We start from the raw sequence: 12,127 nt of genomic DNA, 5'->3' as shown, positions 1-12,127 counted from the left end.
TCCGAAGGAGTCTCAATGATGTTGTCAACAGTCCGGGCTCCCATCCCTGCACTTTTTCTCCCGGGGCAGCTGACGTGAGCGGCTACCTGTGCCGAGCCGGAATAGGGTTGCGTTTCCGATTCGCAACTCGCCTGCTGTCTCGAGTAGAGGAGGCGAGGCGGGTATTGGTGCAGTCGCATGCGAAGCACGAAGCACCCTCTACAAGCCTTTTCAGGCTCTTCACGAATGCGGGTGTAGTTGGGGTCTGAAGCCGCCTGATTCGAGCAGGCTGCGGGCAATGTAGTGGGTGAGGTTCCGGAATCCCAGGGCTGAGCCGCGGAGGTGCTCGAGGCGCCCATTGATCGCCTCCGTAGGGCCATTGCTGGTGCCAGGCCGGTCGAAGAACGCGAGCACGTCAGCTGCACGCTGCTTCAAAGTCCGGCCGAGTCGGCGGATCTCGATGAGTGCTGCGGGAACGCCGCTGGTGACCGAGCCGATCACGGCCTGCATCATCTGCTTCCCTCGGGTCTTGTTCGGCTCACGGTAGGCGGCGACGATCCGCTGATAGATGCCCCAGGTCGCTTCGACCTCGACGTGCTCCTCGACCACGAACACCGTGTTGAGTCGGTCTTGCTGCTTCTCCGTCAGCAGGTCCGCGCCGGTATGCAGGGTCCGTCGGGCCCGGTAGAGAGGGTCACCGGAGCGACCGCGATGCCCGCGCGTGGCCTGTTGGACGCGTTGCCGGCACCTATCCAGCCCGTCCCCGGCAAGCCGGACAACGTGGAACGGGTCCATGACCGGCACCGCGTCCGGGAGCTCCTCGGAGGTCGCGGTTTTGAACCCGGTGAACCCGTCCATCGCGACGACCTCCACTCCGTCCCGCCATGCCTGCGGCCGGCCTTGAAGCCAGTCCTTGAACACGGCTTTGGAGCGGCCCTCGACCATGTCCAGCAGCCGCGCCGGGCCTGTCTTGTCGCGGATCGGAGTCAGATCAATGATCACGGTCACGTATTTGTCACCGGGCCGGGTATGCCGCCAGACATGCTCATCTACGCCGATCGCGGTGACCCCCTGGAATCTGGTTGGGTCATCGATCAGTCGGCGCTTGCCTTCCGCGAGAACAGCATCGTTCGCGGCGCTCCAGGACACTCCGAGCCCGGCCGCGACTCGGGTCACGGTCAGGTGGTCGACCACAACGCCTTTCAGCGCCCACTCCAACCCGCCACGCGAGATCTTCGCCCGTGGTTGCGCCGCTTTCGCCGTGTCCTGCCGCCATACCCGCCGGCATTCCGAGCACTGGTACCGACGCACCCGCACCAGCAGGGTCGTGGGCCGGTGACCGAACGGCTCGTGCGCGAGTTCCCGCACGACGGTGTCCCTGGGCACTCCTTCCGCGCCGCACCCGCTGCACCACGTATCCGGCTCGAGGACACGACATTCCAGCACCGCCCGCTTCCGGTCATGATGCTGTCCGACGGCCACCAGGCCAAGCTCGTCGAGGCGGCAGAACGTCGTCAAATCAGGGGTCGCGAACGTAGGGTGGGGCATGTCGAGGTCTTTCGGCCGGGATGGTCAGTGTGAGAACTTCCATCTTCCGGGAGACCTCGGCCCCTACCCCTTCACCGACGCGCGCCGAACGCCGACCGCTACACCCTCATTCGTGAAGAGCCATGGTGGCTCATCCCAATCCAGGGTGTAGTCGGGGTCTGAACCCGCCGGTCTCGAGCAGGTTCCTGGCGATGTAGTTGGTCAGGTTGCGGAAGCCCAGAGCCGAGCCGCGGAGATGCTCGAGGCGTCCGTTCATGGCCTCGGTCGGGCCGTTGCTGGTGCCGGGGCGGTCGAAGTAGGCCAGCACGTCCTCGGCCCGCTTCGTCAACGTTCGCCCGAGCGTGCGGAGCTCGATGAGAGGGGTCGGGACGCCGGCGGTGACGGACTCGATCAGCTTGGTCATGAGCTGCTTGCCGCGGCTGCGGTCGGGCTCTCGGTAGGCGCCGATCATGCGCTGGTAGATGCCCCAGGTGGCCTCGACCTGGACGTGGTCCTCGACTCCGAACAGCGCCGTGAGCCGCTGGCGCTGCCGGTCGGTGAGCAGGTCGTGGCCGGTGTGCAGGGTCCGGCGGGCCCGGTAGAGCGGGTCGTCCTTGCGGCCGCGGTGACCATGCAGGTCCTGCTGGACCCGACGCCGGCAACGGTCCAGCGCGTCGCCCGCGAGACGGACCACGTGGAACGGATCCATCACCGCCACGGCCTCGGGCAGCTCTTCGGTGGTGGCTGTCTTGAAGCCGGTGAACCCGTCCATGGCGACTACCTCCAGGCCGTCGCGCCAGGCCTTCGGACGCTCGGCGAGCCAGGTCTTGAACGCCTGCTTGGAGCGGCCCTCGACCATGGCCAGCAGCCGCGACGGGCCCGTCCTGTCGCGCACGGGCGTGAGGTCGATGACGACGGTCACGAACTTGTCGCCGCGGCGGGTATGTCGCCAGACGTGCTCATCGACGCCAATGACAGCGACGCCGTCAAAGCGGTCGGGTATGTCGATGAGGACCCGCTGGCCTTCGGCGAGGACGGCGTCGTTGGCGGTGTCCCAGGACACTGCAAGTGCCTCGGCGAGGCGGGCGACGGTGAGGTGCTGGCAGACCAGCCCAACCAGGGCCCAGCGCAGCGCGGTCCGGGACAGCTTGGTGCGCGGTTCAGCGGCGCGGCTGGTGTCTTGGCGCCAGACGTGGCCGCAGCCGGTGCACCTGTAGCGGCGGATCGTGATCAATAGCGTCGTGGGGCGCCAGCCCAACAGCTCGTGCGCCAACCGTCGGGTCACGCTGTCCCGCGGGCTGCCTTCGCATCCGCAACGACGGCACCAGCGCGCCGCGTCGTCCTCCTCCACGCGGCAGGCGAGCACCGCACGGTCCGGTTGCAGGTGCTGGCCGACGACCACGAGACCGAGCTCGTCAAGGCGGCAGAACGTCGTCAGGTCAGGGGTCGCGAAGGTAGCGTCAAGCACGTCGAGGTCTTCCTGGATGGCTGTGTGAGAACTTCCATCCTCGGGAGGCCTCGACCTCTATCCGGGTACCGACGCGCCGCCCGCTCCTCGCACCGGCTGGCCGCGGACTACACCCTGGATTGGGATGAGCCATTATGGTTTCCCGGTATTGAACGCCGAGTAGGTTTCCTCACGGCCCGTTGCTGTCGAGCATGGGTTGTTAGGCCGAGGACTTTTCTGGGTTGATGAGGATCAGATCAAGATAGGCCTTGAGTGTTTGCGGGACGTTCACGTTGCCTGGGCTGAGAAGCCACTGCGTTTGAATGCCGTCCCAGAGGGCAACGATTGTTGGTCCGGCGATGTCCGGGTCGATGCCGGGTCGCAGCCGTCCGGTGCTGGCCAGATAACGCAGTTCGTTGCTGTACTCCCCTCTGAGCCGTTGGAAGCGCTTGACGAAGTATTCCCGCGCGGGGTGGTCCTGAGTGGTCGCCTCTCCGCACAGCACCGAGTAGAGCTCGATCAGATGGGGGACGCCTTCGTTGTTCTCGGCTTGCTGGACGACGACCTCGGTGAAATGCTCGCGCGTTCCCGGCGTGTTAGGGCTGACTTCGTCGCGGTATTCAAGGACAGCCACAAGAAGCTGAGCCTTGGTTGGAAAATGATGCAGGAGTGTCGTCTGGGCGATTCCAGCCCGGTCTGCGACCTCTTGGATGCTCCCGGCGCTATAGCCTTTCGACCCGAAAACGGCGACTGCAGCCTCGAGTATTTCACGGCGACGCGCGGCTGTTTTCGCGTAAGGTCCGCGTGTGCCTCCACGGGCGGTGGACTTGATATGCATGGAGTCAAGTTTAGGTTGACGTGAATATAGAGTAGTTACTCGCTTTTCATGTTACTCTCGTCATATCGACATCCTGAGCGCTCGACACCGCCTTCACGGTTCCCCGACGAAACGATGAGGCGAGAACGCGTACCACCTATGACTCGGCACCCCGAGACGGAGCTGGTGCTCGAACCGAAGTTGCCGACGTCGTCGCCATTCCCACAGGCACCGTCGGAGCTATAGGCACCGATCTAACAGGCAAGGAGGCCTCCTGATGGCTACCCCGAATCAGGCCCATACCCCGCTGCTCAAGGCGGGGCGGTCGCCGCATACGGCGCATAAGGGACGCAGCACACGCAAGGCGGTGGCCGTCTTCGTTGCACCCTTCGCCGTGCTCTTTCTCCTCTTCTACGCAGCGCCCATTATCTTCGCGATCATCCAGTCGCTCCTGACGGTTGAGCGTGAGGGAACGTTCGGCCCGCCGCAGCAGATCTTCGGCGGGTTCAGCCAGTACGTACTCGTCTTCCAGGACCAGGCCTTCTGGGCGTCCGTGGGCAGGGTGCTGCTCTTCGGCGTGGTGCAGGTGCCGGTCATGCTCGGCCTGGCGCTGCTGTTCGCGCTGCTGCTCGATTCGCCGCTGCTCAGGGGGAAGAAGTTCTTCCGGCTAGCATTTTTCGCGCCGTACGCGGTGCCGGGCGTCATCGCCGCCATCATGTGGGGGTTCCTTTACTCGCCCTCACTCTCTCCTTTCGGGGTGGTGACCTCGGAGGTCAACTTCCTGGGCGGTTCGCTGGTGTTGTGGTCGATCGCGAACATCGTCACCTGGGTGTACGTGGGCTACAACATGCTCATCATCTACGCGTCGCTGTTGGCGATCCCCACGGAAATCTATGAGGCGGCACGGCTCGACGGCGCCTCGAACGCGCAGATTGCCTGGCGAATCAAGATTCCGCTGGTGACGCCGGCGATCATTCTCACGGGTGTGTTCTCCATCATCGGCACGCTGCAGCTTCTCGCCGAACCGCAGACGCTGCGCAGCTTCAGCTCCGCGATCAGCAGCACCTACACACCGAACCTCGCCGTTTACACCACCGCGTCTGTGCCCAACTACAACCTGGCCGCTGCATTCTCCGTCGTCCTGGCACTGGCCACCTTCGTCCTCTCCTTTGTCTTCCTGAAAGCCACCCAGCGGAAGGTATCCCAATGAGCACGCCAACCGTTCCCTTGTCCACCGCGGAGAAAATACATTCCCGCGGACCCCGGGAGAGTGTCATGTCGCGCGCCGCGGCGATGCTCATCATGGGCGTATTCACCCTCTACTTCCTGACGCCCATCTGGTGGCTGCTCGTCACGTCTACGAAGGCCGGCGGCGAAATCACAGGGACGGCACCGCTCTGGTTCACACCTAACTCCATCTCGACGTTCTTCGCCAACCTCATCGAGCTCTTCCAGTATCAGGACGGGCTATTTATCAAATGGTTGGCCAACAGCGCCCTCTACGCCGGAGCAGGTGCGCTGCTCGGCACCATCATTGCGGCCATGTGCGGCTATGCGCTGGCGAAGTACGAATTCAAGGGCCGGGAAATCATCTTCAACGTGGTCCTCAGCGGCGTGTTGGTGCCCGCAACCGCGCTGGCCCTGCCGCTGTTCCTGATTTTCAGCGAGGTGAACCTTACCAATACCTACTGGGCGGTGTTCCTGCCCAGCCTCGTCAGCCCCTTCGGCGTCTACCTCGCGCGGATCTATGCCGCAGCCAGCGTCCCGGATGAACTCCTCGAAGCCGCGCGCCTGGACGGGGCCGGCGAGCTGCGGACCTTCTTTACGGTGTCCACCCGGCTCATGGCGCCTGCCCTCGTGACGATCTTCCTGTTCCAGTTCGTCGCCATCTGGAACAACTTCTTCCTGCCGCTGATCATGCTGCGCGACCAGGCGCTGTTCCCCGTCACGCTCGGCCTCTACGCCTGGAACAGCCAGATCAGCCAGATCCCTGAATTGCGCACCTACGTGATCATCGGCGCGTTCGTCTCCATCGTCCCGCTCATCATCGCTTTCCTCGGCCTGCAGCGCTTCTGGAGCAGCGGACTCAGCGCCGGAAGCGTCAAGTAACCCAGACTGCAAGACCGTAAGAACCGCCGGAAGGCACACGCCTGCCGGCCTCATCCATACACGAAGGAAAAACAGAATGCGTATGCATCACGGAAAGACCACCGCCGCCGTCGTCATGGTCTCCGCCCTGGCCCTCGCGGGCTGCTCCGGTGGAGGCGACAGCTCCGGAGCGCCAGGAGCAGCGGCGTGCGAGCCCTCCAACGGGCCTGTAGAGCTCACCTACACCGCATGGGTTCCGGGCATGGACCAGGTAGTGGAGCTGTGGAACGAGGAAAACCCGGACATCCAGGTCACTGTTCAGACCGGTCCCAATGGGAATGCCGGCACGTACCGGAACTTTTTCAACCAACTGCAGGCCGGTAACGCACCTGACCTGGGTCAGATCGAATACGATGCCCTCCCTAACTTCCGCGTCCAGGACGGGCTCGAGAACATTGCTGCTTGCGAAGGCATCGCCGAAGCGAGTGACCAGTTCATCGACTGGACCTGGAGCCAGGTGACCTTCGGCGAAGAAGATGCCGTCTACGCGGTCCCGCAGGACAGCGGTCCCATGGCGATGTTCTACCGCGCTGACCTTTTCGAGCAGGCAGGGATAGAGGTTCCAACCACCTGGGAAGAGTACGCGGCCGCCGCCGATCAGATCCGCGGGGAAGGCGGTTACATCCACAACTTCCAGCGCGCGGACGTGAATTGGTTCGCCGGCCTCGTCTGGCAGGCAGGCGGCCAGTGGTTCAGCAGTGAGGACGACGGCTGGGAGGTCAACCTGACCGGTGAGGAGTCCATGCAGGTGGCCGAGTACTGGCAGGGACTGCTGGAGGACGACCTTGTCTCCACAGTGCCCTCCTTTTCCGATGAGTGGAACGCCTCGATCAGCCAGGGCGAGCAGTGGACCTGGGTATCAGCGGTCTGGGGTACCAGGCACCTGCAGAGCGCTGCCCCGGACAGCGCCGGCAAGTGGGCAGTTGCCCCGATGCCGCAGTGGGAAGAGGGCCAGAGCGCTGCCAGCAACTGGGGAGGCTCCACTACAGCAGTCCTGAAGGGCTCCGACCACCCCTACGAGGCCTCACAGTTTGCTCTCTGGTTAAATACCGATCCCGAAGCGCTGGCTCTCGCGAACGAACTCGGCGGGCTCTACCCGGCTGCTACCGCCGGCGCAGACCTCGAAGCATTCAGCGGTAAGTCCGACTTCTTCGGCGGACAGGTCGTCTACGACGTCTTTGCCGAGGCTACGCAGAACGTGGACCCTGAATTTACCTGGGGACCAACGATGACCCAAACCTATACAGACGTTTCCGACGGCTTCGGCGAAGCCATCGCAGGTGAATCAACCCTCATGGAGGCCCTCCAGCGCGCTGAACAGCAAACCATTGAGTCGCTGAAGGCGCAGTCGATTCCTGTAGTCAAGTAACGGGTCCCAGAAACCAGTCTGCCCACTCAATCGGCCTGACACGGTTGATTGAGTGGGCCCCTTCAAGGCCGGGCATTTTTGTCGATCGTTCCAGCCGTCGCAACCACAATCATCCTCCATCCTTGTAGGGCGTGGAGGCCTCACTGAAGGAGCCGTCAAAGTGATCCCTCGCCGTTCTGAAGTTGCCGCTTACATCACCGATACCGCGCCCGGAGGGGGAAGCCGCCTCCCTGCACGGTCCTGGCTGCGCAGCGACGCTCCGTCACTGACGCTCGACGGTGAGTGGCGCTTCCGCCTCCTCCCCGGCGTGCCCGGCACGCCCGGCGGTCGGGGCTTCCTCCCCCAGGGCGAGGCACCCGAAGGTATGGCCACAGAAGAGTACGACGACGCTACGTGGGACACGTTGCCCGTTCCATCGCACTGGGTGCTTGAAGGCGACGGTGCGTACGGCCGCCCGATCTACACGAATGTCCAGTTCCCCTTCCCATGCGACCCGCCGTTCGTCCCTGACGGGAACCCGACCGGGGACTACCGCCGCACCTTCGAGATTCCGGAGGAGTGGATCAAAGCTGAACGCACCGTGTTGCGCTTCGAAGGCGTCGAATCCCGCTATAAGGTATGGGTCAACGGCGAAGAGATCGGCTGGGGGGCAGGCAGCCGCCTGGCCCAAGAATTTGACGTCACATCAGCTATTCGGGGCGGAAGCAACACGATCGCCGTCCGCGTCCATCAGTGGTCCGCTTCAAGCTACGTCGAGGATCAGGACCAATGGTGGCTCCCTGGCATCTTTCGCTCCGTGACACTTCAGGCACGCCCGGCTGGTGGAATTGAGGACGTCTGGCTCCGCAACGGATACGACGACGGAATCGGGACGCTCGATCCAGAGGTGAGCGCACCGGCGTCGTCATTCCCCATCCGGCTTGCAATCCCAGAGCTCGGGATCGACGTCGAGTGGACCAAACCGGCGGATGTCGCGCCGCTTGAGGTGGGCAGCGTCCAAGCCTGGTCCGCCGAAGTACCGCGACTCTACGACGCGACTGTCGCCAGCACCACGGAGACAGTCGAGCTGAGGATAGGGTTCCGAACCGTCGAGATCGTTGGCGACCAGTTCCTGGTCAACGGCCGTACAGTGACCTTCCACGGCGTAAACCGGCACGAGACCCACCCCGAACAAGGACGCGTATTCGACGAAGACTTCGCCCGCGAAGATCTTTTACTCATGAAGCGCTTTAATGTGAACGCCATCCGCACAAGTCACTATCCGCCCCACTCGCGACTGCTCGAACTCGCGGACGAGCTGGGCTTTTGGGTAATCCTCGAATGTGACATTGAGACGCACGGGTTCGAGCGGCACAACTGGTTCGGTAACCCAAGCGACGATCCTGCCTGGAATGATGCTTACCTCGACCGCATTGAGCGGACGGTGGAGAGAGATAAAAACCACCCGTCCATCATCATGTGGTCCCTTGGTAATGAATCCGGTACGGGCGCGAACCTCGCTGCGATGTCCGCGTGGATACATGCCCGGGACACGGGCAGGCCCGTCCACTACGAAAGCGACTACACGGGCGCCTACACAGACGTTTACTCGCGCATGTACTCCACAGTGCCTGAAACGGAGACAATCGGCCGTGACGGCGACACCAGTCCTCTGCTCGGCTGTTCGCCCGCCGAGTCCGCCCGGCAGCGTACCAAGCCGTTCATCCTGTGTGAGTACGCCCACGCGATGGGCAACGGCCCCGGTAACCTCTCACTCTACGAGTCGCTTGTCGACCGATACCCGCGGCTACACGGCGGGTTCGTATGGGAATGGCGCGACCATGGACTCCGCACCCGCGCCTCCGACGGGACCGAGTACTTCGCATACGGCGGCGACTTCGGGGAGGAAATCCATGATGGAAACTTCGTCCTCGACGGCCTCGTACTCTCCGACTCCACACCGACCCCTGGCCTCTACGAGTTCAAGGCCGTCATCGCCCCCATACGGATCTCCTTCGAATCGTCGGGAGGAAAGGACGCTGGAAGCAAGCCTCTCCTACGCGTGCGGAATCTCCGCCATACTGCGAGCACCGCAGACCTGACCTTTCGTTGGCGGCTGGAGGATAACGGTGAGACGGTCGCCTCCGGCGATCTTTCGATCCTCGGCCAGCACGGCGGACCACTCGAAGCCGGCGAGGAAACAGTGCTCGCGCTGCCCACTACGGGGCAAGGCTGCCGGGGAGAGGCATGGCTAACCGTCGAAGCCGTTCTCGCTAACAACACGGCGTGGGCGGAAGCGGGACATGAGATCGCCGCCGCACAACTGCAGCTCGCTGAACGATCCGCACCGGCCGGCCCGCGACCAATCAGAGGCCCGTTTGCCCCCGCCGCTGGCACCAACCGACTCAAGGTCGGCCCGGCCGTGTTCGACGACGGCCGCCTCGTCACGCTGGCAGGCCTGGCAGTAGACGGCCCACGCCTGGAGCTCTTCCGCGCCCCCACCGACAACGACCGCGGCCGTCTCGTCGGCAGCTACATCGACTCGGATCCCTGGGCGCCCGATGCCCACGGCATCCCAGGTAACGGCCGACCGGGCCCGTCATCTGCAGAACGCTGGCACTCGGCCGGGCTGAACCGCATGCACGGAAGGGTTGAATCAGTTGGAACCAAGCGGGGCGCCGTGCGCGTCCGCACCCGCTACGCGGCCGCGGACCACGCCCGTTACGTCACAGTCGATGAGACGTGGCAACTCGACGGACAGGACCTATGGCTGCGCATCGATCTCCTTCCCAGCAGCGGCTGGGACGGCGTTTGGCCGCGCGCAGGAGTTCGTTTCGGTCTGCCTGACACCGTAGACAGCGCCTCCTGGTTCGGTCTCGGTCCGCACGAATCCTACCCGGACAGCGTCCACGCGGCTTTGGTGGGACGGTACCAGGCGGCTATCGACGAGCTCCCCGTCAAATACGGGCGCCCACAAGAAACAGGTCACCGCAGCGGCCTGCGCTCCCTCGATCTCCGCACGGGAATTCACCCATGGCTGCGGATCGACGCTTTCCCGGATTCGCAGGGACGCCTGCCCGGTTTCACACTGTCCCGACACACAGCCCAGGAACTCGCAACCGCACCGCACCCGCACGAGTTGCCAGCCTCGGACCACTCCTGGCTGTATCTTGACGCAGCCCAGCACGGACTTGGCACCCGCTCATGCGGACCGGACGTATGGCCAACAGCGGCTCTCGCCCCCGAAGCCCGCAGCCTGACCCTGCTCATATCAGCCACCGAATAGCATCCGGAGCAGAAACCCTTGGCGCAACTGCTATCGTCCTGCAAGGCTGACTAAGTCCCCGAAAGCATTTAAAGGCAACCGTCACTCAAATTGGAAACGGGAGACTCCTTCCTTCAGCGCGTCACGCTGCCCGGACACTTGTTACTCGCTGGTGCTCATAAGTAGTTCCGTCGCGGAGCATGGCCCAGAGAACGTTAAGCCGGCGTCGGGCTAGGGAGAGCACTGACTGAGTGTGGGTTTTACCCTCGGCCCGTTTGCGGTCGTAGTACGTCCGTGACGCGGTAGAACTCCTGAGACTGGACATGGCCGCCATGTAGCAGGCACGCAGGAGTCGGCGGTCATAGCGTCTGGGGCGGTGGTGATTGCCCCGAATTCTGCCCGAATCCTTAGGCACCGGCGCCAGACCAGCAACACCGGCGAGCCGGTTCGCGCTTTCAAAGACAGTCAGATCCCCGCCCGTAGCACCCAGAAACTCCGCACTGAGCAGCGGTCCGAAGCCGGGCATGCTCAGCATGATTTCCGCCTGGTGGTGTTCCCGGAAGCGCTCCGCAATCTGTGTGTCCAGGGCATCGATCTGGTTCTGCAGCTCAAGCACTTCCCGCGCTATGTCCGCCACTATCAGTGCACCAATACGCTGAGCCGGCACCGTGGTGTACTGGGATTTCGCTGCCATGAGGGCTCTTTCGGCCACATCGGCGCTGCTGCGGGCACCTTGGCTCCTGAGCCAGGTGTGCAAACGCTTCTGCCCGAGCCGGCGCAAGGCGTCAGGAGTCTGATACCTGGTCAGCAGCAACAGCGCAGCTTTTGACCTGCTGTAATCGAAGGCCTGCTCCAGGGCCGGGAAGAATTCCAGCATCTGGGCCCGTAGCCGATTGATCGCGCGGGTGCGGTCACAGGCCTTGTCCGTCCGGCGGGCCGTGAGGATCCGCAGGTCGACGCTGATGTCGTCCCCAGTGCGGACCGGTCGCAGATCCCGGCGCATGCGGGCCTGATCGGCGATGACAGCGGCGTCCTTCGCATCAGTCTTGCCGTCCCCGCGGTAGGTCCGGGAGGCATGATGCACAGTGCGCCCCGCGATATAGAGCAGGTTCTGATCATGGGCCGCGAGCAAGGCAATCAGCAGAGCAGCTCCGCCGTGGTTTAGATCAACGGCCCAGACCACCTCTCCCCCGTCACCGAGACCCACAACGCCTCCAATCAGCTCAAGCAACTCCGACTCATCGTTAGCTACCCGTTGGGAGAACACACGGTTTCCCTGAAAATCAATAACGACACAGTGGTGATGGGTTTTACCGGCGTCGATCCCGGCCCACAATTGCGGCAAAACGATCTCCCTTCATCGGCGGATGCGAAACCCAACAGATAACCGCGCCGTCGTGTCCTTATCCAGCGATCACTTGGTGTCGCGTCTCTCAATTAGCGGTCGGGCCATCATGGAAGTGACAGGCGGCCAATCCTTCGAAGCCATAACAGCTGTCTGGCACAGCAGCAAAAGCCATACCCATCACCCCTGGGTAGCCAAGACACTACAACTGCCCTGCGAACTACCTGCTCAACAACATAAGGACAGCAGCA

Annotated in this window: 8 protein-coding genes; 4 read left to right on the top strand and 4 right to left on the bottom strand. The window is 63.4% G+C overall.

All coding sequences use genetic code 11. From position 1 onward, the window contains the following. Positions 1 to 219 precede the first annotated feature (219 nt). From ACIQCY_RS17900 to ACIQCY_RS17890, 3 genes are all read right to left on the bottom strand, one after another. Entirely contained in the window at positions 220 to 1,527 is a 1,308-nt protein-coding gene (locus ACIQCY_RS17900) for an ISL3 family transposase (RefSeq protein ID WP_400485162.1), read from the bottom strand. Between the two features lie 130 nt (positions 1,528 to 1,657). Next, on the bottom strand, positions 1,658 to 2,974 hold the full coding sequence (locus ACIQCY_RS17895; protein ID WP_400485161.1) for an ISL3 family transposase: 1,317 nt from the start codon (positions 2,972 to 2,974) through the stop codon (positions 1,658 to 1,660). A gap of 199 nt (positions 2,975 to 3,173) precedes the next feature. Beyond that, positions 3,174 to 3,791, bottom strand: coding sequence for a TetR/AcrR family transcriptional regulator (locus ACIQCY_RS17890; RefSeq protein ID WP_400485160.1), 618 nt, complete (start codon positions 3,789 to 3,791; stop codon positions 3,174 to 3,176). A gap of 256 nt (positions 3,792 to 4,047) precedes the next feature. Here ACIQCY_RS17890 and ACIQCY_RS17885 point away from each other — a divergent pair, with 256 nt between their 5' ends. The 4 genes from ACIQCY_RS17885 (at position 4,048) to ACIQCY_RS17870 (ending at position 10,552) form a co-directional block, all read left to right on the top strand. Continuing rightward, on the top strand, positions 4,048 to 4,980 hold the full coding sequence (locus ACIQCY_RS17885; RefSeq protein WP_274249397.1) for a carbohydrate ABC transporter permease: 933 nt from the start codon (positions 4,048 to 4,050) through the stop codon (positions 4,978 to 4,980). Between the two features lie 65 nt (positions 4,981 to 5,045). After that, positions 5,046 to 5,879 (top strand): carbohydrate ABC transporter permease, encoded by an 834-nt coding sequence (locus ACIQCY_RS17880; RefSeq protein WP_274249395.1) that lies wholly within the window; start codon positions 5,046 to 5,048, stop codon positions 5,877 to 5,879. Between the two features lie 76 nt (positions 5,880 to 5,955). Then, positions 5,956 to 7,287 carry an ABC transporter substrate-binding protein gene (locus ACIQCY_RS17875; protein ID WP_192476474.1) on the top strand — a complete coding sequence of 444 codons (1,332 nt, stop codon included), beginning with the start codon at positions 5,956 to 5,958 and terminating at the stop codon, positions 7,285 to 7,287. 160 nt (positions 7,288 to 7,447) lie between these two features. Then, positions 7,448 to 10,552, top strand: coding sequence for a glycoside hydrolase family 2 TIM barrel-domain containing protein (locus ACIQCY_RS17870; RefSeq protein WP_274249644.1), 3,105 nt, complete (start codon positions 7,448 to 7,450; stop codon positions 10,550 to 10,552). A gap of 121 nt (positions 10,553 to 10,673) precedes the next feature. Here the strand turns inward: ACIQCY_RS17870 and ACIQCY_RS17865 are convergent, their stop codons facing one another. Next, the gene (locus ACIQCY_RS17865) at positions 10,674 to 11,882 is read right to left on the bottom strand and encodes an IS110 family transposase (RefSeq protein ID WP_274249651.1); all 1,209 of its coding nucleotides are present in this window, start codon (positions 11,880 to 11,882) and stop codon (positions 10,674 to 10,676) included. Positions 11,883 to 12,127: the final 245 nt, after the last annotated feature.

Origin of the sequence: Arthrobacter sp. NPDC092385, from assembly GCF_044755105.1 — a bacterium.
Taxonomy (GTDB): domain Bacteria; phylum Actinomycetota; class Actinomycetes; order Actinomycetales; family Micrococcaceae; genus Arthrobacter_D.
Note: the sequence above shows the minus strand (reverse complement) of the source record. Positions and strands in the feature narration are given on the sequence as shown.